Below are 22,771 nucleotides of genomic sequence, written 5' to 3'. Positions count from 1 at the left end.
CTCCTTGATCTCTTTGTAGCGGTTGGCAGACCGGCTACCATTTTATCATGAAGGTCAAGGGATTTTTACTCATAGCTATAAGCTTTCCTGAACCCCCAGTCGAACTGGGGGTTTTCTTGTACAATAAATCCGTCTGGCGTCCTTCCCTCTGGAATTGAACGCTTGCGAATTAATAATCATCACGTTAATGCCCGCATCGCTGGCAAATTTGTCGATGTGATGCAACTGTTTGGAGTTATATACGAAATAACGGGCTTTCGTGCCGTATTCGTTCATGAAGTGGTCTTCCGTCATCTGAAATGACTTCAACACCCCTTCGCGAATGGCAATGGAAGGAACAACGACAATAAACTTGCTCCAACCGTACTTTTGATATAGCTCGTACATGGTACGGATATACGTATACGTCTTGCCCGTCCCGGTCTCCATCTCTATCGTTAGGTTGTATTTTCCTTCAAGACGCTCGGACTGCTTCAAACCGTTACTTCTTTGAACCGCTTGAATGTTCGCCAAGATGTCTTGCTCGATCAATTGAATTTTATGATTACGAAACCCGACATCCAGCAATTCTTGTCCCGCTTCAAAATCGAGCTTTCCTTGTTCATATTTTTGCCTTTTCCCTTTATCCAGTGTAAATCGAGATTGCTCATTTGGCTGTCCTTTGAAACAATCCACGATGCTCTGTACAGCATGTTGTTGGAACGATTGATGTTTGAATTTAATCTTCAACTTGTCTCACCACCCTTACAACACTTGAATTTCTGTATTTGGAGACAGCATCTTGAATCGTTCCTCTACATTAATTCTTGCGGAATCATCGGCAAAAGAACGGTCTCGGAATACGACTCGCAAAGGTTCATCCTTAGCAATTTCCTCGATTAACGATTCTGGAATGTCATCGTCAAAGCATGCAACCAACGAATTCCCCGCTACATAATGAACCGATCGTCCGTCGATTTGTTTCGTTTCCATTGGGAGTGACAGTTCTAATCCGCATTCCAGCATGACTTGGGTTAGTAAATCTTCGCTTGTTCGGTCTTCTTTAATGTTGGAGGCCAGATCATCCAGTACAGCTTGTCCCAGTTTGTCCGGAGTATAGTAGACGTCTTTCATGTTGGAGGAATCTAAGCGGTACACGCGAAAACCATAGTCAATGTCTGCACCCGTCTCCTCTTTGATCTTCTTGGCTGCACGGCGAATGCGTTCTTTGCCGATTTCGCAGATATTTTTGTATCCCGCTTTGTAGGCTTCTGAATTTTCTTCCGTCTCCTCCGGAAGTTGAACCATGATGTATTTGCGGTTCCCGCCATCTTCGGCATTTAGTTGCATGACTGCGTGGGCGGTGGTAGCAGATCCTGAGAAGAAGTCCAGCACAACCATCTCGTTATTTTCGCATTGATTTAATAGACTTTTTACTAACGAAACCGGTTTTGGAAAATCAAAATATTTACCATCCAATAATCCACGCACTTCCCTGCTTCCATTTAGGGTAAATCCCACATCTTCTTCTAATAGAATAGAGGAAATACCGGTAAACTGACTACTTAATTCAGATATATATTTCTTCTCACGTGGCCTTCCATCTGCCTTATTTGGAAAAATAATTCTTCCCTCTAATATTTTCTCTCGCATTGTTTCTTTTGAGTATCTCCACCCACTATCTTCAGGGGGTGTATATTCCAATCCAGTTTTTGGATCAGTAATATTGTAGTGCAGATTAGGCCTTTGAGTTGAATTAGCTAGACCTAGTATACTATTACTCATCCAAGGACCTCTGGGATCATTATCAGGATTCGAATACTTAGTAGAATCTATGGATTTTCCTAACAGTCTAAAATTTTCTATGTTTTTGCAAAAAATAAGAACGTATTCATGATCAACTGATAGCCTAGACTTATTTCGACTATCAACGATCTGCCTGCTTTTCCAAATAAATATACCGAGAAAGTTCTCTTCTCCAAATACTTCACAACAGACTTTTTTTATATTATCTAACTCACCATCATCTATACTAATAAATATAACACCATCATCTTTTAATAAATTCCTTGTAATTTTCAATCTTGAGTACATCATTGTTAACCAATCACTATGGAATCTTCCATTCGACTCTGTATTTTGAAAAAGTCGAATTCCATCCGCATCTTTTTGTCCTGATTCTTCTAAATATTCATCGGTAGACTCCCGAAAATCATCCTTGTAAATAAAATCGTTTCCCGTATTATAAGGCGGGTCGATATAAATACACTTCACCTTATTCAAATACGATTCTTGTAGAAGTTTCAAGACGTCAAGGTTGTCGCCTTCTATGTAAAGATTCTGTGTATTCTCCCAATCAACGCTGTCTTCCTGCACAGGACGCAAGGTTTTATCGATGGGTGTATTGGCGTTAATAATGGCTTGTTTCTTGCCCGGCCATGTGAGTTGATAACGCTCCTTATCTCCTTCGACAAGGATGTCAGACAGCTCTTGTTTGAGCAGATCAAAGTCAACGGCCCGCTTCAACGTTCCGTCCTCGTCTCTTGCTTCTGTAATAACGTTTGGAAACAATTCAGCGATCTTTTCAATATTCTTTTCGGTCAAATCCATCGATTTCATAGTTAATTTATTCATGATTCGATGTCCCCTCCTTATTCTCTTCAAGCAATCGATCCAGTTCTTTTTGCTTCTTCTGAAGTTCGATGTTGAGTGCCACTTTTCTATCGAATTGTTTCTCCCGCAGCATGCTCTTCTTCAGTTTATCACACGCTTTGGATAATTGTTCGATCTGTTCCTGTCGTTCCAATGACACTTGAAGCTCATCGCTCGGTTTCGCTTCAATCGTCAATAATTGACGAATCATATTTTCATATACTGCTTTCAAATCCAGACCTTGTATAACTTGAAATTGTATGGATTGGGCGGGTTGCCATTCCGATTCATAATAAGACCGGACAACGTATTTGTGCTCATCTTGTTTATGCTTCTCTTTATAAGCTATGGCCAGTTTGACATCGTCTTCAATAAGCAGGATATGTAAAATCGGATACGGGATCGCTTGATCAATCCGTTTCAAAATGTCATGCACGTCCGATTTCTGCTTAAGCCGGATTTCAAATATTTGAATCTCGACGATGTCGTCTCTTGGCTCCAGGCGAATGGTCTCCTTGGACAATTTGTGTTTCCACGTGATCGATTCCACTTGATGAACAAATTTGTCCTTCAGCCGCTGATTGGCATGAAGCTTTTCATAAAACTTGTTCTTGGGAATTTTCCTGTTGAACAAGGTATTGGACGGTAACTGCATCATCACGAATTCACCTCTTTGATTACAACAAAAGAGATGAGTTCAAAATCTTCTAATCCTTTGATCGTATCCAACAATGAAGTTGTACCGCCTGGGGAAAAGAGACTGTCGATATCGCTCTCTTCCTTGACTTGGACGATCGAACGGATGGTGTCTTCCAGTAACAAAGAGTACTTCTCCATATCCCTTCCGTCATGTGTTTCTTCATTGAAGCTATTGCAAGCGTCGTAGATCGGCTCAGATTCCCCTCTGCATATCGCTCGCAAAATATCCATCGTCTTCTTAACGTCGAGATGATTCATCCGTACATCTCCTTGTTCTCCCATGTAGACGAGGTAGAATGGATGAAGGCGGTTTTGTTGGTCCTTGTTCAACTCTTCGTTTATGTTGCGTAACACGAAGATGACCCCGGGATGAACGTCTTTGCCTCGATCCGCTTTCACAACGGTATGCAGCCCGTTCGGAACGGTGTCGAGTTCTCCATTCTCCTTTACATAATTGACCAGATCCATCCGGAAATCATTTAGTCCTAAATCGGTGATAGATACGCCCGTATTCATATCGTCCAAATCGACAACTTCCTTTTGCAATCGTTGCAATTGTTGTTTGCGATATTTCAAGTCGCTAGATTCATTGGATAACACATTATCCTCACCTGTTGCGGTCATATCCATAATGATCATGCGACTTTCCACGCGTTCTTTCAGACGAATATATTCATCTAATGTCATATTCGGCCAGAAATTGACCATCTGAATCTCCTTATTCTGAGAACCGATCCGATCAATCCGTCCAAATCGTTGAATGACTCGAACAGGATTCCAATGAATATCGTAATTAATGAGATAGTCGCAATCTTGCAGATTCTGACCCTCAGAGATACAATCGGATGCAATTAACAGGTCAATCTCTCCTTTGATATGCGGCATCGTGACATGTTTCTCCTTGGATTGCGGTGAAAAACAGGTTAAGAGCGTGTGCATCTCATTGCGAAGTCCTGCTGTATTTTTATTGGCATCCCCGATGATCATCGCTGTCTTGATGTGATATTGTTCATCGACATACCCCGATAGATGTTGATAAATGTAAGACGCCGTATCCGTAAAGGCACTGAAAATAATGATCTTCCGATTGTCTGGATTGATCGGATTCCGTATCTTATGATCAATGAGACTTTTCAACGTATTGAGCTTTTGGTCATGTTCCGGCGTTACTTTATTCATCTCTAGTAACAAGCCATTTAAGGTATGAAAGTCTTCGGTCAAATCTTCCTTCCATCGGAGGATGTCCATGTCCGACAGGTTGATTTTAATCGCATCTCCAATACTGTATTCATCATCAAGCCAACTATCGTCATCCAGATTTGCTTGGTCGATATCGGTGTATCCCACCTCATCCGTTCCCTGATTTTGTTCGAACTGATCAATCATCTGAAGTGTTTGCTCGATTTTCGTCATGATCTTGGTAAGCGTAAGTCGAAAAGATTCAACAGAGCTTTCCAATCGCTTCAGCAAATTAATACGCATTAGCGTTTGCAAACTGCCTTCACGATCCATTTGTTTGAAACTCCCACTCTCAACGACGGTATCATATAAACCTTCGTAAAAAGACATTCGGCTTGATAGAATGTATTTGAACGGTGCATAGATACCGAGATTAATACGGGATAGTTCTCTAAACACTTCATTGTATCCGATGACGTCTTTCCGATCCGTTAGATCGCAAAACTTGGAGATCGGAGGAAGTCGGTTTGGAAATTCACCGATTTCGGCAGCATCATAATATTTCTGAATATGTTTGCGGGACCTGGCAATCGTCAAACTATCTAGTAGTTCAAAGAAATCGAAATCCAACATTTCCAGTAATGTTTCCGTTGTTCGTTCATCAACATTCCGGTTGGACCATTCATTGAATGCCGATTGAGCCCGCTTGAATATGTCGTTAATTCCGCGATCCAACCCCAACTTTTTATTGATTTCTGCTGGATTCCCTTCATAAGCAAAGGCCAACTGATTGCGGAGATCGGTGAATTTGTTGTTCACCGGCGTTGCCGAAAGCATAAGAACCTTGGTCTTCACACCGCTCTTCAATACTTTTCTCATCAGTTTCTGATAGCGATTTTCTTTATCTTTCTTCGGTTCATTATTGCGGAAGTTATGCGACTCATCAATTACCAGCAGGTCATAATTCCCCCAATTGAGTCGATCCAGCGGAATCCCGTTTGTACTTCCTCGCTCACGCGAAATATCTGTATGGTACAACACATCATAACGCAATCGATCTTTATAAAGAATGTTATTTTCCACGTTTTGTGTATAGGTCAGCCAATTGTCTGCTAATTTTTTCGGGCATAATACCAGAACAGACTTGTTTCGGAGTTCATAATACTTGATGATCCCCAAGGCGGTGAACGTTTTCCCCAAACCAACGCTATCCGCAAGGATGCAACCATTAAATTTCTCTAACTTGTTAATGCCCCCGAGTACCGCATCTTTCTGAAAATGGAAAAGTCGTTTCCAAATTTCCGTCTCCTTGAATCCTGTAGCTTCATTCGGCAAAATATCCTCGGTAATATCCGATAGGAATTCATTAAAGATGTTGTACAAGATAACGTAATAGATGAATTCCGGCGAATTTTCTCTATAGATGGTTGTGATGTGATCGATAACCTGATCCGTTACATCTTCAAGTTTGGTCTTGTCGTTCCATATTTGTTCAAACAAGTCGATATACATTTTCGTTGCTGATGCATCCGTTAATTTATGTGAAAGATTTGCAAATGCATTGCCTTTCTCGTATCCCAAATCAACCGTTGTAAAACCATCGATAGGTGTGTATGTAGTAGGTTCATGATCTTTAGTAATATTCATCATCCCAGGCATCGAACCACTCGTTTTGTTCGACCTGAAGGACACTTTCCGTCTGATCCAATCACTGCATTCCTTCGCTACTGCCTTTAGTGTCAACTCATTCTTCAGGCGTATTTCGAAGTCTGTTCCGGAAAGACTTCTCTCTCGTGACCGTTTAGGGATATAAAATTCCCGCTTTTCTTTATTAAATGAATCGGCAACAAATGTTGGAGATGAAAAGATAAAACGGATTTCATCCACTTTCTCCAATTCTGCTTTCAGAGCCTCATAGGCATAGATCGAAAAACATGATGCTGCAATAGAAAGTTTGGAATCTTCAACAATCTCTTGTTTCAGATCATCGCCGAGCAGTGAATCGATATTATTAATAATCTTCATAGTTCCACCTCATATGTAACATGCAGGTCTTATGATCTTACCCCTAATACACTGACAACACATTGTCACCGAACGCATGTTTATTCGACAAATTACTACTTAGGAACTAAACTTCTATATTTACCATTCAATTTCCTGCTCTAATGCTTATTGGGAGTGAAATAGCAATAATCATCACATTTTCGTTCAGTACCCTGTCCAACCGCAGAAACCCCCGGTTTTTATGCGGTTCTCAAATATCGGGGATCGACATTTATGAAAACAAAACGCAATCTGTTTTTGATATACCATGAAAATTGCAAAATTGTAACATAGTAAATGACTTTCACCTGAAGTGACGATGGAATTCATCGACCTTGGTGAGGCAACGAAATTAGTTAGTCGTTCTGTATTCAATTCGGAGGAATCACTTCAAGCAGTATGGGATATGGGCTTTCGCTTGAACGAGCATGTAGAAACACTTAGGAAAAATTAATGTTCGCATTATGAATACAAAGAGCACCCCAGACAGGTGCTCCTTTTGGATTAGTCATCCGTTCTAAACTGTTCCACCGTTTCCATCAGATCAAGCATAGATCGATTCAGTTCATCTGCCTTACTCGCTACACGCTGGATCATATCCAATTGGGATTCTACGCTTGCCAGTACTTCCTCTGCACCTGATGCGGTCTGTTGAGTGATTGCTGAAGTGGACTCCATGAACGCTACCAGATTATCTTTTCTACTCGCTAACCTAGTTGATATGGCTCTGACTTCCTCAACCAAATGGATCATACCTTCCAGAGATGTTTCAATCTCATGGAAGGATTTCGACGTATGCTCGACTTGTGTCATTTGTTCCTTCAAGGCTTGTTCGGACTCGTTTAACTCATTCGCCGTTTGGTTCATGGAGGTTGCAATCTTCTCCATGTTGGCTTTGATACTTTCTGATGCCCGATTGGACTGCTCTGCCAGTTTTCGTACTTCGGTCGCCACAACTGAGAATCCTTTTCCTTCTTCACCTGCCCGTGAAGCTTCAATTGCCGCATTCAAAGCCAACAGATTCGTTTGACTGGAGATTTCCTGGATCGTATTGACGAACGCATAAACCCCTGATAAATCCTCCATTAACTGCCGTAGGTTTATCGATACTTGATTAAACTGCTTTTGATATACCTGCATGTTTTCTTCCAGTGCTTGAACGACACTTGCTCCATTTACTTGCTTTTCTTTTATGGAGCGTTGTGTCGATTCCAGCTTCTCCGCTTGATCATAAGTATGCTGAATCTCTTCTGCCACTCCTTGTACGGCTTGTATCGATTTCTCTGCGTCAGCGGCTTGTCTGGAAGCACTATTCGCAATTTCTCTGACGGATGAAGTGATTTCGCCCGAAACGATTGCCGTTTGTTCAGACTGCATTAAAATTTGTTCTACATTTTGCGTGCTACTTTTAGAAACTTGTTTGGTCTGTTTCACAATCGCATGAATATGATCGACAAACTGATTGAATGCTCGACCCAGCGAACCCAGCTCATCCTTGGTCGTCACCTGAATATGTTGCGTGAGATCGCCGTCGCCTTTACTGATGTTAATCATTTCATCTTCCATCTGCTTAATGCGTCTGAATTGTCTTTGCACAATCCAATAGATCAATACAATAAGCAAACCCGCTCCGATCACCGTCACCCAAACCGTAATGGATAATATTTGGGTAAGCACGTTGCCTGATAACGCGACAACAAATGCCTGTCCATTGGACAATTTACCATAGTGCAGAGTAGCTCGTTCACCGTGAATCGTTGTCTCCATCGTCCGTTCATCTGTACCAGCGGCATTCGATAGAAAACTATTGAATGTTTCATGATTAGCATATTCTGCATCAGAAGAATAGGAGATTGATCCTGTGTCTGATAGTATGGCTGTAAACAATACATTGTCCGGAAGACTTTGTTGCAAGTCGGACACCATCGGAATAATGCCTACTTGATGTTCCAATTCCGTCAAAGCACTTCCTTCACGACCGACTTGAATAATTGCAGGATCATTCCAACCACCCACACCAACATACTTAAACACTTGTTGATCCAGCGTCCGCTCCTGAGCGGATTGCGTGACGGCAGTCGTAGCATCATTCTCCAGGAGAGACATGAATTCATAGGCTTGTGCCTCAGGATCTGCACCGAAATCAAAAGTAATATCTTGACCGGCATTGGTCAGCACGGTATGACCTGTCTGATCCGCTATCCAAATCTCATCAATGTTTGCGGATTCAGCTAGTTGTTAAATTAATGAAAAATCAGTATTTGGAAGACTGGCAATGTACGAGACCAAAACCGATTGACCGATCATTTCCCGTTCCATTACCTCTTCTGCTACTTCCCTTGACGTCAGGCTGTTTTCCATCGCAATTCGAGCCACCTCAATCGTGGAAAGCTCCTTGTGGTGCATCTCCTGTTTGACGAGCTGATAAAATAGAATGGATAGTGATGATAGCAGAAGTAAGACAACCAATAAAATGGGGATGATTAACTTAAAGCGTATAGACAACGAACTCACCTTCTTTTTGTGTTAGTAATAGTTTGATCATGCGTGAAGCGAAAATTATAAGTTTATCTTGTTCGACCACTCCTGAAAGGAATTCCCCCTTCCGTCCCCCGATGGGGGAGACGCAGGGAAAATATCCCCTGCACCCCGACGCTCGCCGCTTAGCAGGCCCAGCAAAAGATTGCTGGGCATTCAAATAGCGTGGGAGCATAGAACCACTCGTCAAGGCTGGATGAACGCTTTGCGGCCTTGACGAGTTCACTTGTGTGTCACTAAATCGACTTTCTACGTTCCAGTTCCAATTGTTGCAATACCTGAATCAATCGTTGTTGATCCTTCACATTTACTTCGATAAATCGGATGCCATAAGTAATTTCTTCTGAGTGTTCCTCTTTGCGTACCACCTTGCCTTTGAAAGTGAATTCTTCCTCATGGATCATAAATTGCAGAATGAGCGTAATGTCTTTTCTGACAGGCAAATCAAACGGACAAACCAGCTTCACTCCTGTGCGGCTGACATCCTTGACGATTCCTTCGCTTTTTCTGTGTAATAATTTTTCTAATGCTGGATCACCGAAGTTTACAAACTCAATCGTACATTTGTGTTCGAGCAGTTTGACCCGAAAAGCCTTTCTTCTTTCCTTGTCTTTCAATTTATCTTGCAGGTTTTTTATCGCTACCAGCAATTCATTGATCTCAGCATCTTTCTTCTTCATTCGCTTCGAATGATACAAGTACAACAGCCATAACACAACCAAACATGCGATTGCCGTTGCTACCCCTATCACGATGTCCATGTTCAATCTTGTCCTTTCTTTGAGTTTGTTCTTGCTTGACGATGATCAGCGTTTGTTCAGCACTCGATTCACCGCTTCTTGCACCCTGTCCTTCTGAAACGGTTTAACAACAAAATCGTCTGCCCCTGAAGACAAGGCATCCTGTATGAAAAATTGTTGTCCCATAGCGGATATCATGATAACTTTGACTGACTCATCGATCTGCTTGATTTCTTTCAGTGCAGACAACCCGCTTTTTTCCGGCATGGTGATATCCATCAAGATGAGATCGATTGGGTTGTTTGTGAACAGTTGTATTGCATGTTGTCCGTTCGTTGCTTCAGCAACCACTTCATGTCCGATTTCCGTCAATATGGAGGTTAGGATTCTTCGCATAAACATGGAATCATCCACAACCATGATTCGTGCCATACCATCACTTCTTTCTATGTTTGCAAACATTGATTTTCAATCATCTTTATCATGAGGTCTGTCACCTCAGGATCAAACTGCGTTCCTCGTTTATCATTGAATTCGTTGAGAACGTACGTTATATCGTTTTTGTCTTTGTATCTGCGTCTTGAAGTCATACTGTCAAACGCATCTGCAACTGAAATGATCCGAGTCAAAAACGGAATTTGGTTCTGTTTCAGTTTCATCGGATAACCACTGCCGTCAAAACGTTCATGATGTAACAGAACCATGTCGAGGATGTTTTCTTTCTGAAGTGGCTTGCTGTGCTTAAGTAACTCATATCCATAGTGAGGATGTTCTTTCATGATGGCATATTCTTCTTTGGTGAGTTTCGCAGGTTTTTGCAGGATATGATCCGGAATACCAAGTTTGCCGATATCGTGCAGTAATCCACCCAAATAAACAGAACGGCACTGCTTGCGGCCCAACTTCAATTGCTTGGCCATCTGCCGGGCATAATTTGCGACTTTATGTAGATGTTCGAATGTATAAGTGTCCTTCAGATACATAGTGTGTAATAGTGTCTCGATCTGCTCGATCATCTGATTTCGAGCAAGCAGGGATATATTGATTAGCAGTGCCACAACATACCCCGAAAAGAACAACAACGCCCAGCTTAATATGTGGGGAGTCAATGAAAATGAGTCGGAATTTATCATCTCTACATTCATTGTCGTTAGCAATAGACTGATGATTGCAAGTCCATACCATCTCCTGAATACGAATCCCAAAGCTAGCATCATCAACACTTCTTCAAGCAATATCATCCACGATGCTTTCGATAGAAACGTTAATGAAAAGAGGAGGGCCACTGCAATCCATAATGCAACTTTCATCGGATTTCTTTCGCACCATATCGTAAATATCAATTTATTGAACTGATTATCCATTCTAGGACACCTGCCATTGCTGTAAAAATAAAAAACACTCCCTTGCCGAAGCATGGGAGTGCATGATGATCCCTGTCTTTCGGTAACTGGCTAGCATAGTGAATGGACATTCACCTTAGCTCCTTTAGCTTTGCGTCACTAATTTTCATTAGCTTTGCCTTTGTCGTATCACAGAAAATTATGTCGAATTTTTATATTTTATTTTATCGATTGAAATGGATTCTGTCAAAACACAATTCACATTGGTGAAATACTCTATCATACCTTGGAGTTGCTAATCACGCAAACTCGTAATGACAAAATCGACATATCCGTGCTTTTGCTTTCACCGTCTCCGCACATTGCGGACATTCTTTTGTATCATCTACAATGTTTGCAGTGGCAGGATCGGCTTGTCGAATCGCAGATACTTCTTGTTCAAGGAGTTCTTGTTGGTTCAGCATATGTTGTTCATACCAGAGCTTTTGCTTCACCATTTCATCCTGATAGTACTGTTCCATGTTCTGCATTTCATCTCGCAATTGTTCCAGCTCGGTTTCCAATGAATGACTCAATTCCTGCACTTCTTGTTGTCTGCTCAACGCTGTATTGCGGATGGATGCTCCTTTGGCAATGAGGACAATACCAATGATCAAGATGACGACGGCAATGAAAAGGATCACCATCGCAACTGAGCCATCAGTCCTCACTAACGTAAATCCCATGAGGAAGACTAGCAAGCTGAAAATGACAACAGCCCATCCGATTACACGGAGGAATCCGCCGCCAAGCTGACCGCCGACACCTGTCATATTGTACTTACTGAGTTCGGATTCTTTTTGTGCAATCTCTTCCTTGATCGACTGCATTTTAATTTTGTATTCCCGCTCCAAATGATCGAGTTTCATCTTGAACGCGTCACTTGTATTGACGGTACGGACAAATTTTTGCAACGTTTCATCACCTGCTTTGTATTTGAGATAGTTAGTGATCGAAGACTTCGCTTCCAAATGCTTAACCTTGGAATCAATGTTGGCGTTCAAAGTAAGTAGATTGTCTCAGAAATGACATTGGAGGCTATTGATCATGCAACACATTTTGCACATACTCTTGCAATTGGGCTTCATCAACGGCGATTACATTTTTATCATCGATTACTACCTCACGAATGAGTTCGATTGGCGGCAACTGAATACTCTCAACGTCATCTATGTCCAGTTGGAATGCGACTTTACTAAGCTGTAACAGATCACCCATTGAAATATCCGTTATCACGTATGAACTCATCGAATGAATCAGATCAGACATGGTTGGCATGGAGGCATGATCCTTAAGCTTGTCCAGTATGGCAACCAAAATATTGCGTTGGCGTTCGGTTCTTGCATAATCGCCCATCGCATCCATTCGAAATCGAACGTATTGCAGCGTTTCATGTCCATCCAAATGCTGATAACCTTCATCCAATTGAATATGGTATTCCGGATCTTCTCCTTCAGGGGCATACTCCATTGGTTTTTCCACTTCGTAGTCAATGCCGCCCATCGCATCAATCAAGTTAATAAATCCCTCATAGTCTGCAAACACATAGTAATCGATAGATATACCTGTATAATCTTTAATTGTCTGCTTGACCAAGTCAATGCCACCCTTTGTTTTGAATTCGTTTATTCTGCCACCTTCATGACCAGGCATTGAAACATAGGTATCTCGAAGAATCGAAAACAGATATGCTTTCTTTCGATCCGTATCTAAGGAAGCTACAACGATACTGTCGGTATAGGCCAGAAGATCATCCCGATCACCACCGAGCAATAAAATATGTACCCATTGATCGCCGTCCCATTCAAGATCATCCATTGTCGCTTGATCATCGTTTGATGTTGTATCCAGTAGATGTTCACTCGTCTCCATGATGCGGTTCTGTTGCTGAAGGTATTCCGCCGCTTTTTGCATGTGTTGATACATAGTGACAAAATAGAATATACCGATCAACAAAACGACCATATACGGGATGGACACAACGATGATTGGCAGAGCCAGATTCGTCCCGCCTTTCCGCCTGATCTCTCGTTCCATCGATGCATCTTTCCACGGAATCTGCTTAATCTGTGAAATCTTTCTTCTTGCATGGTGCAAGTACAGCTTGTTGGCAACAGAACCAAGTGAAATTTTGACGAAGACATACATTAGCAAAACGAAAGTGTACCCGATAAATATGGATTCGCTCTTTTCCATGATGACGTATGTGAGTGGCATCATGACAGCAAACCAGACTGCCAGAAAAACCGTGCAGTACACATACATTTTTCGATACATCAACCAATAAGCATCGAAGAAAAAAGCCGCCCAGTTCCATGCACGGTTTTGTTTCCACATCTGAGCGTATTCTTCGGATCGTTTGCCTGTAAACCACGCTAATTCCTCATCAGAGACTGTAACGTTCACTCCCGGATTTACTTGTTGTTGAAAATGAAAAGGACTTCCACAGGAATCGCAGAAGTCATCGCCTTGCGTCATTTTGTTTCCGCATTTCATGCAATACATATTGCCGCCCCCTGTATGTTTCTATGGCAGTAACGAGAGTACATGTTGCATACTCGCATTGGCTTGAGCCAGCATCGCTTGTGAAGCTTGCGTCAATATTTGATTGCGGGTCAGATGCATGACTTCCTTCGCCATATCCGCATCCGCAATTCTCGATTCTGCCGCTGATAGATTCTCCTCATAGTTCGTAACGTTGTTATGAATGTGCTCCAATGCATTCTGATCCGCTCCGAATTTGGCACGGTCCGATGATACGGTATTGATCGCATTTTGGATGTTATCCAACGCCTCAAGAGCTTTTGATGGTGGATCAACCGCCACATCAGCTAATCCCAAAGCGGTTGTTCTCGCATCCGTCAATTCAACGGTAAATGTATCCCCGCTGTTCGGACCGACTTGCAGTATAACTTCATTTGAAGATGGATCGGGTACAGGGTAAGAATCTGGATCAATATTTGCTTCAAACTGCACGGTGATTTCTGTCCAAACGTCGCCGTAGTCCTCAAAGTTCGGCCAATCGGATAAGTCATCACCTAATATATTTTCGGGTGGATGATCATCCCAAGGCGTTCCCGAATAAGAAATGAGTTTTGTTGCATACACTTCCGTCTCTTCATAGCCTTGAAGTCCATTGACTCTGACCGCAGTAATGTTGTTGCCATATCCGCCAGTTTCAGCCCTTGTCGTAAACGTATTGTTTTCAAGATCAACAGAAAACTGATACGGTTCAGGGGAAACTGGAGGTGTCGCAGGCGTTGCCCAGTTTACTCCATCGACCAAATCAGCAATCGAAAAGGTTGCCTCGTAGGTATGACTGCCGGACTTTTCAAAAATGGTAATGCTCGCCGCATTCGCCAAATTGACAACCGAGTATCCAGTTGGCGGTGCATCTGAAACATTGAGTAAATGAATGCCGTTGAACGTCGTATTATTGGCAATCGAATCGATGCTTTGCTTGATCTGTTCGATTTCCTTTTGTATCTGCTGACGGTCGGACGACGTTAACGTGCCATTCGCCGCTTGCAACACCAGTTCATTCATTCGTTGGATATTTGATTGAATATCTCCAAGGCCGGATTCGGCTGTTTGAATCAACGAGATTCCATCCTGGATGTTTCGCTCGGCCAGTGCAAGCCCTCTGATCTGTGCCCGCATCTTCTGAGATATAGCGAGACCTGCCGCATCATCTGCCGCCCGATTGATTCGCAGACCGGATGAAAGCCTCTCCATCGTTTTGGATGAGGCTCTTGAATTGCGATTGAGTTGATTATAGGTATTGAGTGCTGGAATATTGTGTGCGATCCGCAACCGATATCCCTCCTAAAAAACATCTTCATTTAACTTTATCGGTAATTTATTTGTATATATTTATACTTTAATAGGATAATAATTTGTCATTCTTAACTCTAGCCTTATAGGTAGAGGTGATTGAATGTCTGATTTTAAGCGGCTCGTTGGTGAGCAGATACGACATATTCGCAAGCAAAAGGAAATGACGCAAGAGGCGTTAGCGAACGCATGCGGTCTCCAATACAGCTACATAAGTGATGTGGAGCGTGGGGAACGAAACATTTCGATTGAAACGCTTGAAAAAATCGTTGAAGCATTAGGCGTTGTACCGGCTGAAGTGTTCCGTTTTACGCATGCAACGATGGAGAATGACGTGCTGGAAAAACAAGTTCTCATTGAATCACTCCGGGCACTACTCAGCGAACGAGAACTTCAAGAAGTGAAATTTGTCCATCGTCTGGCGAGTGATTTCATCAACATTGTGGAAGCGAAAAAGAAAAACTAAAGATCGGCCATATAGGCAAAAAATGAGATACATTTTCTCGGGGTACCCCCATACTTCTTATTGATGGGGGGAGGTCGCCGTTTCATGCCCGACCCCTTTCTAAGGACTGCATTCTGCTGTTGATCAGCGGAATGCAGTCCTTTTTTGTTTTCTGCTTGTTGTGCTTGACAGGGAGGTCTTAGACAAGGTGAGATGCTTGTCCAAACCAGGGAAAGGAGTGATACAAATGCAATTCTATAGGCTGTGATTTCGCTGACGTTGTTGCTCATGTCTCAAAAACCAGGAAAGGATGATGATCAATATGCAAATCAACATTTATGTAGCGAATGTAGCGAAGTACAACGAAGGAGAACTTATCGGCGAATGGATTGAACTGCCGACGGATCATGACCATCTGGAGGAATGCATTCGAGATGTGCTGGGATGCGATGAGGAATATGCCATCCATGATTATGAAGCACCATTTGATGTGAGTGAATACGAGAATGTGTATGCATTGAATGCATTTGTTCAATCCCTCAGTGCGTACGATTCTTCCTTGGTAGAAGTACTGTGTGAGTGCCTTGGAAATCGCGAGGACATGTTTCGTGTCTTGTCTTCCGGTGATTACAGTGTTTACTACGATGTGGATGAACTGAGCGACGTAGCCATGCAGATGGTCGATGACGGAATGTATGGCACTGTACCCGCTTCACTGGCCACATACATTGATTACGACACAATAGCTCGTGATTTGGAAGCTGAAGGCTGGTACTTCAGTCGTCACCAGAAGATTGCTTTGTATATTCACAGCTAATCCAGATGCGACTGTAGACAACATTATATAGCACTGAAACTGCCTGCTTGCTTTATAGCGGGTTATTTGTGTTGTCTTTCATTCGGTTTTAACGGTCACATGAGTCCTTGAAAGGAGGTGATTAGGCATGGTTGTAAAACGTGGGTTGCCTGAAGAACTGACCACGCTGTTGAAACAGCTCGTGATGAATGGTCAGGTGCGGATGGCTGGACATGTGCTGTATTCGTATTGCCGCCGCTTCTACGGCGTTGATGACCAAACAGCCGCACGTTGGATTGTGATTTACTTTCGGCGGGAATTCCCCCAGCAGATCGAACGTCACCAGAAGCGTATCGCCAAGGCTAACTAAATTGATAAAAAGGAGGACGGTATCAATGAACTATGAAGCGTTTCGGAAGAACAATAGTAAAAAATTTCTTGGGTTTTGTGATGAACTGCAAAGCTTTATTTACTCGGTACAGGTGGATGAGAATGAGTATTCAGTCGTGGCACTAAGGAATGCAGAAGTTACAGTATTGATCACCTACAAAGTGCATCAGCCGCAAGCTTGTCAGTGATTCTCGTTGAGGATCGGGAAGTCAATTCCATGGAAGGAGGTGAAAACACCGATGAAGACAATTCTGGAGCTTAGACAGAAAAGAGATCGATTGAAGGCTGTATTGCAAACTTTGGACGAGAACGCATCGTTCGAAACTGAATGCGGCAGAACTTATGCACAATGGCTAGCTAAAGTCGTCATGGTTGAGTTGCAAATTGAAGAGAGTGAAAAGAAAAAGGCCGCTCAATAAAGAAGCGACCAAGAAAAATGATGTTGAAGTCAGTTTAACTGAATCATTGCAATTGCACAAGAGGGAGGCATGAATCGTGTCTCCCTCTTTCTATTTCAAACTACAATCAGGAGGTAATTACCCTTATGAATTCATATGATATGTCATCCTTTCGTGTATTGTTGGCTGATACACTGTGCGAAAAACCAAGCAGTTATGTAATTGAAGCCATCTTCAATCAGTTCAAGTCTATTGCAGAGTTGCTGGATGTTACCGAACAGGAACTGATGCAAATCAAAGGCATTGGGCCACGTCGTGCTAAACAGATCATCTCGGCGTTGAAGCTCGCCAATATGCTGAACGTGCCTTCTAGCGAAGGGCAGGTTATCCGAAGTCCTGAAGACGCCGCCAAATTGGTGATGCCGGAACTGCGATATCTGAAAAGAGAACACTTCATTTGCCTTTTCTTAGATACAAAGAATAAAGTCATCCGCAAGGAGACCATTTCAATCGGCAGTCTAAATGCGAGTATTGTGCATCCTAGGGAGCTATTCCGTCAAGCGATCAAATATGCTAGTGCAAGCGTTATCGCTGCACATAACCACCCATCAGGTGATCCAGGACCTTCACCGGAGGATGTACAGATAAGCAAACGGTTGATGGAGGCGGGAGAAATATTAGGAGTATCCTTTTTGGACCACATCATCATTGGCGGAAACAGTTATGTGTCCTTGAAGGAGCAAGGCTTGTTGTAAAAACTGAACTTCTTTATTCATAATCATTCAGCTTCAACAGCGGCTTACTGCAGTAGGTCGCTGTTTCTTTTTCAAATCATAAAAGAGAGGGATCATTACATGAAAAAGCAGTACATGGAGACGTATGAGCAGTTAGTGAATATCGCTGATCAAATGCATCACTACATCAGCGTATGCGAGAGGCTTATCGACCAGATGTTGCAAGATGTTTATCTTGACGGCGGAGAAGCAAACGCAGAGCTTCGTTTACTCATTCATGAAGCCGCCCAAATGCAGGCTTGCCTGTTAAAGAACTATCAGCATCTGCGGCTGATTAAAACTATACTTGCTCGTCATATAGACAATAACAAAATGGAGGTTTGATCAATATGAGTAGAGATAATCGCAGTGCAGGTTTTGTAAAGAAGGATTCGGAGACGCACTTGATCGTAAGGCCAGTTGAAGCAAACAGTGAGAATTGGGCCGGAGAATTCATTGAGGTTGAGTCTACTACAACAACAACACAGGAATGCTTTACGATTGTGCTTTTAGCAGATACAGTGGAGTACAAACAATCCCGCTTCCAACGGTTCTTTCGACACATGGAAAGGCTGCTGGGCTTTCGTATACAATTATTCCGATTCTCTGATTCCGTTGTCCGTCCATTCAAACTCCTGATCGACAAAGGACAACGGATTCTCTACATTCACTCCGACTTTTTGAAGACACCCTTCAAGAAATTTCAATGTCTTATGAAGGAATTACTTCTCAGTCTCTCACAAGCCGATAATCGCCTTCTGCTGGCTTTTAGTAGCTTCAGCCGTCCACTTAGTGTATTTGGACAAAAGAACGCTACTATGAAGCTTCTCGTCGGCAATACCGGATTGCATTTACCGTCTAACATAACATTCACAGCAAGAGATCAAATGGTACGAGTATCGATTTCCGACATCGAGATTAGTGTTCGGTTTGCTAATATGCGGTTGGAGTATCGATCTACCGAACCGTTGCCCTTCTTCTCCTATGTCGTTGATCTCTCTGTAGTTGACGGCGAATATGTCGTTGCAATACCGCCGCAAGTATTGCAAGCATTGTCTTCATCAGGGGCGACAGTACAGTTTCAAGTATACTACGATTGAATCAAAGCTGGATAACAGAAGCAATGTACAAATAACGAGAAGAATGATAGTGGCCCGCTCGCTTTCGCTCGCGGGCCAAGTCATTCTTCTCCATGTTGCTTAAAGAATACAATCACATCTAACAAATGATGTGCTTATATTTTCTAAACATAATTCTTGTCAACGAATCATTTTGCATTGTTCGAACTGTATCTGTCGATGAGAGTCTTAACTCACCGTCATTATGTATCATCAAATTCATATTGCTCGAATTTGATGCTGTAACGGGCAATAAAGCAATAAATTCACAAGCATTTATTCTACATTTATTTATCTCGGAGAATAGCAAGTCACTAACAGCCCTATCCTTCCTAATTAATGTTGGCTGTAATTGTGGTAGATCAGTTGTCGAATATGCAAATTGATTTAGACCAATAGCCCTTAACTTCTGCTTTAGTTTTACGAGTACAGAAGATGAATAATGTTCATTGACTTCGTCTAATCCATATGTGTTATAAATCTCTAACATGTGGATAGCCTTCTGTTTGTCTGACTTTGTAAGAACGCCGTCGTCCTGACGATGAATCTGATCAATAAGTTTTGTTTTTGAATAGACATTGAAGTTATCGAACAATCCAATACGATGTGCATCCCTTGAAATAAAATGATCAATCTTTGGGGAGGTTAGTATTTCAAACAGGTTTCGATTTGGATGAAGTTTATCTAAATCGTCAGAAGACAACGTTACTTCTAACTTTAGTATGTCCTTCATTAATCTAAACTCTTGTTCAGTAAAGAACATTTTACCTTTTGCCATCAGATACTTCATGTGAGCAATTTTGATGTATATTTTTATTTTCCTTGTTTGAGCAATCCAATACACTGCATTCCCGTCGTATTTCTCATCACAAGTGTATTGTGGGATTCGCTGTTTCTTAAAATAGTCAATATAGCACATTAGACTATCGGCGGCTCTGAAGTGTCTATAAACATCCAAGCGTTTCACCTTTCCTTGCCCAATGAGATCCAATCTCGATCTTTCAATCTTAAATGCATCTGAAAGGTAGTCGGTCAGCGAGGTAATAAACCATTTTGCATCGCTCGGTTGATAATCATAGATATTTGAACCGTATAGGAATGTCGGAATGGAGACCTCTACCGTTACCTCTTGGCGTTCAGGGTAATACCTTATTCGCGGTGCTGAATTGCCTTTATAGTATCCATACGAGATATATTTTGTGCCTTTTTCGAAGTACACCTTTGTCAAGTTATCGTTCCAATCAACTCTTCCAATTTCGGAATCTGTTAGTTGCAAACCGACACTGAATAGAATTGAATCATTCATGTCCTTTTCCTCCCAGATGTTCAAAAATGAATATGATTCTAGGGACTTTCATTAGAGAATTGCATACATCACTAACTTTCATCTTGATTAATGCTTTTTGGTTTATTTAGCAACAATGCGAGTTGTTCAACAAAATCATCACAAGCTATTTGTTTCTCTTGATACTGGTCAACAATGCTATAGTTGTCTATATGTTTCCATTCTACACCGGTTATTAGTTTTTTTAATTCCATAAAACGACCTCCATATATTATATTTGTTAGGACAATTTTGTTTGTTTTTAATGATAGCATGATTTATAATTAAAGTAAAACCACTATTCAATGAAAGGGCGAAGGATATGCATTCCAGAATTTTAACCGAATACGAATTCTACAACTTAAAAAAAAGTACCCTTGGGGAACGCCTTAGATTCTTCCGAGAAGAAGTCAGGAAACTCTCCCCTAATAAAGAATTCACCACCAAAGCGATGGGCGAACGATTAGGTATCACTCCGCAGACTATTACTGCTATTGAAAGGGGTAATTCTAAGAATCCATCATATTATGTCATTCATAAACTCACACATGATTTACAAATACCTTTTGATGCATTGACAGATGAGTTTTACCAAAGTAATTTTAAGTCTATTCCGATTGGTAATTCCGAAAAGAAAACGTTCGGTACTCATCCAAATGCTCAAAAATCAAAGGCGTCACGATTAGGAACGATGATTTATCAACTTTTTGATGATGGACAAATGCGTATACTACACGATATTCACACAGATCATGCATTAGAAAAAAATGAATTCACTTCTAGCCTCGGGAGGATCATTAGCGAAATAGACACATATAAAGATGAAATATCTCGTCTTTCACATCCGTTAGTTCGAGCTATAAGTCTATATCTTGCTCCTGAACAACATCCTGATCAATTCCCGCTCGTTTCTCGCACTTCATTTGTTAAAGAAATTAATGCCCTTTACGACAATCCACACTCTATGGAGGATGAACAATGATGACCAAACTTAAAGCTGTCATGTATGTCCGTGTAAGCACGGAGGAACAAGCCAAAGAAGGATACAGTGTTTCTGCCCAGATTGCGGAGATCAAAAGATATGCAGAATTAAATGGTTACGAAATCATCGATGAGTATATCGATGAAGGTGCAAGCGGTAAGAACATTTCAGGTCGCCCACAAATGAATCGTCTCTTGAAAGATTCGAATCAACAAAAATTTGGTGTAGTCATCATTTATAAAATCGACAGATTAGCCCGTAAATTGATGGACTCCCTGAAAATATATGAAACTCTTGAAAGAAATAAAGTTAGTCTCATTAGTCTAAATGAAAAATTCGATACAACCACAGCTTTTGGTAGGACTATATTCCAAATGTCCTGTTCTTTTGCGGAACTCGAACGTAATAGTATTGTTGAACGAGTGAAACTAGGCATGGATCAAAGAGCAACAGAAGGGAAGTTTAATGGAGGCAGGGTTCTGGGATATAACAATATTGAAAAAAAGCTCGTAATAAATGATAGCGAGGCGGTCATTGTCCGAAAAATCTTTGATTATGCAAATCAAGGACTCGGCTTCAAAGCAATAACTCGGCGTCTTAACGAGACAGGATATCGAACTAAGAATGATAAGGCTTTTAGTGTGTTCTCAATTAAAACAATACTGAATAATCCTATTTACATTGGAAAAATACGCTATAACCAGGTTAAAGACTGGGCTGAGAAAAGACGAAAAGGAAAAAATGAAGCTTTCATCCTAGTAGAAGGTGTTCATGAACCCATCATTTCAACTGAACTCTGGGAAAGCGTCCACAAGAAACTAAAACAACGGTCTTACAAACCTTCCCGTTCCCATCAACCTTATATCTTAAGCGGCTTAATCAAGTGCCCTCAATGTGGACATGGCATGGTTCCTGCACGTTCCAAAGGAGCAGGGGGCAAGTCTTACCGTTATTATGTATGTGGACAGTTCCATAACAAAGGTAAAGCTGTTTGTAGTTCCAATATGATTCGGGCGGACATAGCCGAAGAACAGGTGCTCCAAGAATTTCAGAAAGTATCTTCGCGACCGGATATCCTTCATAAACTGGTTGAGAAGATCAATTCTATACGGTCGAATGCGGATGTACCTCTGAAGGAAGAGAAACAGGCACTCATTAAAGAAATCAACAAAAACAATAAGCATCTGCAAAAAATCAAAGAGAATATCTTGAATGATCCTGAACTTACTGCCATATTCAAGGATGATCTCAAACAATCTCATGCGAGACAAGAGCAACTACGGAACCGCTTGGAAGAGTTGGATGCAGAAATTACTCAGACGAACAGTAAGACCGTCGATTATGATGCATTCCACAATCTGCTATCACAAATTCAGGGTGCAATATCTAGGCTGGACGCAGATGACCAAAAAGCTTTGTTACGATCAATGGTTCAAAGTATACACATCACCAAAGAGGCTCCAAGAGGAGTTGGGCGGCAAATTACCAAAATCAAT

At 41.7% G+C, this 22,771-nt stretch carries 23 protein-coding genes, 2 pseudogenes and 1 riboswitch; of the genes and pseudogenes, 11 read left to right on the top strand and 14 right to left on the bottom strand.

All coding sequences use genetic code 11. The annotated features are described in order from the left end of the window. Nucleotides 1-75 precede the first annotated feature (75 nt). Genes LQ229_RS19300 through LQ229_RS19285 form a run of 4 tightly spaced genes read right to left on the bottom strand, consistent with a single transcriptional unit; the run spans nucleotide 76 to nucleotide 6,534 of the window. A complete protein-coding gene (locus LQ229_RS19300; protein ID WP_230192614.1) occupies nucleotides 76-729 on the bottom strand; it encodes a DEAD/DEAH box helicase family protein in 654 nt (217 codons plus the stop codon). A gap of 15 nt (nucleotides 730-744) precedes the next feature. Beyond that, nucleotides 745-2,613 carry a site-specific DNA-methyltransferase gene (locus LQ229_RS19295; protein WP_230192613.1) on the bottom strand — a complete coding sequence of 623 codons (1,869 nt, stop codon included), beginning with the start codon at nucleotides 2,611-2,613 and terminating at the stop codon, nucleotides 745-747. Then, a complete protein-coding gene (locus tag LQ229_RS19290) occupies nucleotides 2,606-3,289 on the bottom strand; it encodes a DUF4391 domain-containing protein (protein WP_230192615.1) in 684 nt (227 codons plus the stop codon). Before LQ229_RS19290 ends, LQ229_RS19295 begins: the two co-directional genes overlap by 8 nt. Further along, nucleotides 3,289-6,534 carry a helicase-related protein gene (locus LQ229_RS19285; RefSeq protein ID WP_230192612.1) on the bottom strand — a complete coding sequence of 1,082 codons (3,246 nt, stop codon included), beginning with the start codon at nucleotides 6,532-6,534 and terminating at the stop codon, nucleotides 3,289-3,291. Before LQ229_RS19285 ends, LQ229_RS19290 begins: the two co-directional genes overlap by 1 nt. 325 nt (nucleotides 6,535-6,859) lie before the next feature. On the opposite strand from LQ229_RS19285, the pseudogene LQ229_RS19280 reads away from it, so the two are divergent. After that, nucleotides 6,860-7,009, top strand: a pseudogene (locus LQ229_RS19280) (SRPBCC domain-containing protein); the annotation flags it as partial. 50 nt (nucleotides 7,010-7,059) lie between these two features. Here LQ229_RS19280 and LQ229_RS19275 read toward each other — a convergent pair. The 8 genes from LQ229_RS19275 to LQ229_RS19240 form a co-directional block, all read right to left on the bottom strand. Then, a complete protein-coding gene (locus tag LQ229_RS19275) occupies nucleotides 7,060-8,733 on the bottom strand; it encodes a methyl-accepting chemotaxis protein (protein ID WP_230192611.1) in 1,674 nt (557 codons plus the stop codon). A 60-nt stretch (nucleotides 8,734-8,793) separates the two neighbouring features. Next, entirely contained in the window at nucleotides 8,794-9,060 is a 267-nt protein-coding gene (locus tag LQ229_RS19270; protein ID WP_230192610.1) for a hypothetical protein, read from the bottom strand. 269 nt (nucleotides 9,061-9,329) lie between these two features. Beyond that, on the bottom strand, nucleotides 9,330-9,854 hold the full coding sequence (locus tag LQ229_RS19265) for a PilZ domain-containing protein (RefSeq protein WP_230192609.1): 525 nt from the start codon (nucleotides 9,852-9,854) through the stop codon (nucleotides 9,330-9,332). A 45-nt stretch (nucleotides 9,855-9,899) separates the two neighbouring features. Next, complete coding sequence (locus tag LQ229_RS19260) at nucleotides 9,900-10,265, bottom strand: response regulator (protein ID WP_230192608.1); 366 nt, start codon at nucleotides 10,263-10,265, stop codon at nucleotides 9,900-9,902. Between the two features lie 14 nt (nucleotides 10,266-10,279). Further along, nucleotides 10,280-11,143: an HD-GYP domain-containing protein gene (locus LQ229_RS19255; protein ID WP_230192607.1), complete on the bottom strand. Its 864-nt coding sequence runs from the start codon at nucleotides 11,141-11,143 to the stop codon at nucleotides 10,280-10,282. Nucleotides 11,144-11,275: 132 nt separating this feature from the next. After that, nucleotides 11,276-11,366: riboswitch (cyclic di-GMP riboswitch) on the bottom strand. A 109-nt stretch (nucleotides 11,367-11,475) separates the two neighbouring features. Beyond that, nucleotides 11,476-12,219, bottom strand: coding sequence for a zinc ribbon domain-containing protein (locus tag LQ229_RS19250; RefSeq protein ID WP_230192606.1), 744 nt, complete (start codon nucleotides 12,217-12,219; stop codon nucleotides 11,476-11,478). Between the two features lie 34 nt (nucleotides 12,220-12,253). Further along, the gene (locus LQ229_RS19245) at nucleotides 12,254-13,720 is read right to left on the bottom strand and encodes an LCP family protein (protein WP_230192605.1); all 1,467 of its coding nucleotides are present in this window, start codon (nucleotides 13,718-13,720) and stop codon (nucleotides 12,254-12,256) included. Between the two features lie 21 nt (nucleotides 13,721-13,741). After that, nucleotides 13,742-15,028 (bottom strand): flagellin, encoded by a 1,287-nt coding sequence (locus tag LQ229_RS19240; protein ID WP_230192604.1) that lies wholly within the window; start codon nucleotides 15,026-15,028, stop codon nucleotides 13,742-13,744. Between the two features lie 124 nt (nucleotides 15,029-15,152). On the opposite strand from LQ229_RS19240, the gene LQ229_RS19235 reads away from it, so the two are divergent. From LQ229_RS19235 to LQ229_RS19200, 8 genes are all read left to right on the top strand, one after another. Beyond that, the gene (locus LQ229_RS19235; RefSeq protein WP_230192603.1) at nucleotides 15,153-15,515 is read left to right on the top strand and encodes a helix-turn-helix transcriptional regulator; all 363 of its coding nucleotides are present in this window, start codon (nucleotides 15,153-15,155) and stop codon (nucleotides 15,513-15,515) included. 301 nt (nucleotides 15,516-15,816) lie between these two features. Then, nucleotides 15,817-16,311, top strand: coding sequence for an antirestriction protein ArdA (locus LQ229_RS19230; RefSeq protein WP_230192602.1), 495 nt, complete (start codon nucleotides 15,817-15,819; stop codon nucleotides 16,309-16,311). Nucleotides 16,312-16,438: 127 nt separating this feature from the next. Then, nucleotides 16,439-16,660 (top strand): hypothetical protein, encoded by a 222-nt coding sequence (locus LQ229_RS19225; RefSeq protein WP_010279934.1) that lies wholly within the window; start codon nucleotides 16,439-16,441, stop codon nucleotides 16,658-16,660. A gap of 25 nt (nucleotides 16,661-16,685) precedes the next feature. Beyond that, nucleotides 16,686-16,868, top strand: a complete 183-nt coding sequence (locus LQ229_RS19220) for a hypothetical protein (RefSeq protein WP_230192601.1) — start codon at nucleotides 16,686-16,688, stop codon at nucleotides 16,866-16,868. Between the two features lie 51 nt (nucleotides 16,869-16,919). Further along, entirely contained in the window at nucleotides 16,920-17,099 is a 180-nt protein-coding gene (locus LQ229_RS19215; protein WP_230192600.1) for a hypothetical protein, read from the top strand. A 125-nt stretch (nucleotides 17,100-17,224) separates the two neighbouring features. Next, nucleotides 17,225-17,833, top strand: coding sequence for a DNA repair protein RadC (radC, locus tag LQ229_RS19210; protein WP_230192599.1), 609 nt, complete (start codon nucleotides 17,225-17,227; stop codon nucleotides 17,831-17,833). A gap of 99 nt (nucleotides 17,834-17,932) precedes the next feature. Beyond that, nucleotides 17,933-18,196: a hypothetical protein gene (locus LQ229_RS19205; RefSeq protein ID WP_230192598.1), complete on the top strand. Its 264-nt coding sequence runs from the start codon at nucleotides 17,933-17,935 to the stop codon at nucleotides 18,194-18,196. Nucleotides 18,197-18,201: 5 nt separating this feature from the next. Further along, nucleotides 18,202-18,951, top strand: coding sequence for a hypothetical protein (locus LQ229_RS19200; protein ID WP_230192597.1), 750 nt, complete (start codon nucleotides 18,202-18,204; stop codon nucleotides 18,949-18,951). Between the two features lie 118 nt (nucleotides 18,952-19,069). Here LQ229_RS19200 and LQ229_RS19195 read toward each other — a convergent pair whose 3' ends face one another. Continuing rightward, entirely contained in the window at nucleotides 19,070-20,275 is a 1,206-nt protein-coding gene (locus tag LQ229_RS19195) for a hypothetical protein (protein ID WP_230192596.1), read from the bottom strand. Nucleotides 20,276-20,346: 71 nt separating this feature from the next. Next, nucleotides 20,347-20,508: a hypothetical protein gene (locus LQ229_RS19190; RefSeq protein WP_230192595.1), complete on the bottom strand. Its 162-nt coding sequence runs from the start codon at nucleotides 20,506-20,508 to the stop codon at nucleotides 20,347-20,349. Nucleotides 20,509-20,615: 107 nt separating this feature from the next. Here LQ229_RS19190 and LQ229_RS19185 point away from each other — a divergent pair, with 107 nt between their 5' ends. Both LQ229_RS19185 and LQ229_RS19180 read left to right on the top strand, forming a co-directional pair. Continuing rightward, nucleotides 20,616-21,275 carry a helix-turn-helix domain-containing protein gene (locus tag LQ229_RS19185; RefSeq protein ID WP_230192594.1) on the top strand — a complete coding sequence of 220 codons (660 nt, stop codon included), beginning with the start codon at nucleotides 20,616-20,618 and terminating at the stop codon, nucleotides 21,273-21,275. Beyond that, a pseudogene (locus tag LQ229_RS19180) lies at nucleotides 21,272-22,312 on the top strand (recombinase family protein); the annotation flags it as partial. The gene LQ229_RS19185 and the pseudogene LQ229_RS19180, both read left to right, overlap by 4 nt. Nucleotides 22,313-22,771 lie beyond the last annotated feature (459 nt).

This window comes from Paenibacillus sp. CECT 9249, assembly GCF_918697855.1.
Lineage (GTDB): Bacteria > Bacillota > Bacilli > Paenibacillales > Paenibacillaceae > MSJ-34.
The sequence above is the reverse complement of the archived record's forward strand: the minus strand, read 5'-3'. Positions and strand labels throughout refer to the sequence as shown.

What these genes read in the sequence shown, in the direction of transcription:
- LQ229_RS19295 (WP_230192613.1), bottom strand. Translation starts at nt 2,613, where the DNA reads ATGAATAAATTAACTATGAAATCGATGGATTTGACCGAAAAGAATATT.
- LQ229_RS19230 (WP_230192602.1), top strand. Translation starts at nt 15,817, where the DNA reads ATGCAAATCAACATTTATGTAGCGAATGTAGCGAAGTACAACGAAGGA.
- LQ229_RS19225 (WP_010279934.1), top strand. Translation starts at nt 16,439, where the DNA reads ATGGTTGTAAAACGTGGGTTGCCTGAAGAACTGACCACGCTGTTGAAA.
- LQ229_RS19255 (WP_230192607.1), bottom strand. Translation starts at nt 11,143, where the DNA reads ATGAAAGTTGCATTATGGATTGCAGTGGCCCTCCTCTTTTCATTAACG.
- LQ229_RS19200 (WP_230192597.1), top strand. Translation starts at nt 18,202, where the DNA reads ATGAGTAGAGATAATCGCAGTGCAGGTTTTGTAAAGAAGGATTCGGAG.
- LQ229_RS19285 (WP_230192612.1), bottom strand. Translation starts at nt 6,534, where the DNA reads ATGAAGATTATTAATAATATCGATTCACTGCTCGGCGATGATCTGAAA.
- LQ229_RS19235 (WP_230192603.1), top strand. Translation starts at nt 15,153, where the DNA reads ATGTCTGATTTTAAGCGGCTCGTTGGTGAGCAGATACGACATATTCGC.
- LQ229_RS19195 (WP_230192596.1), bottom strand. Translation starts at nt 20,275, where the DNA reads ATGAATGATTCAATTCTATTCAGTGTCGGTTTGCAACTAACAGATTCC.
- LQ229_RS19205 (WP_230192598.1), top strand. Translation starts at nt 17,933, where the DNA reads ATGAAAAAGCAGTACATGGAGACGTATGAGCAGTTAGTGAATATCGCT.
- LQ229_RS19190 (WP_230192595.1), bottom strand. Translation starts at nt 20,508, where the DNA reads ATGGAATTAAAAAAACTAATAACCGGTGTAGAATGGAAACATATAGAC.
- LQ229_RS19245 (WP_230192605.1), bottom strand. Translation starts at nt 13,720, where the DNA reads ATGTATTGCATGAAATGCGGAAACAAAATGACGCAAGGCGATGACTTC.
- LQ229_RS19220 (WP_230192601.1), top strand. Translation starts at nt 16,686, where the DNA reads ATGAACTATGAAGCGTTTCGGAAGAACAATAGTAAAAAATTTCTTGGG.
- LQ229_RS19185 (WP_230192594.1), top strand. Translation starts at nt 20,616, where the DNA reads ATGCATTCCAGAATTTTAACCGAATACGAATTCTACAACTTAAAAAAA.
- LQ229_RS19265 (WP_230192609.1), bottom strand. Translation starts at nt 9,854, where the DNA reads ATGGACATCGTGATAGGGGTAGCAACGGCAATCGCATGTTTGGTTGTG.
- LQ229_RS19260 (WP_230192608.1), bottom strand. Translation starts at nt 10,265, where the DNA reads ATGGCACGAATCATGGTTGTGGATGATTCCATGTTTATGCGAAGAATC.
- radC (WP_230192599.1), top strand. Translation starts at nt 17,225, where the DNA reads ATGAATTCATATGATATGTCATCCTTTCGTGTATTGTTGGCTGATACA.
- LQ229_RS19290 (WP_230192615.1), bottom strand. Translation starts at nt 3,289, where the DNA reads ATGATGCAGTTACCGTCCAATACCTTGTTCAACAGGAAAATTCCCAAG.
- LQ229_RS19215 (WP_230192600.1), top strand. Translation starts at nt 16,920, where the DNA reads ATGAAGACAATTCTGGAGCTTAGACAGAAAAGAGATCGATTGAAGGCT.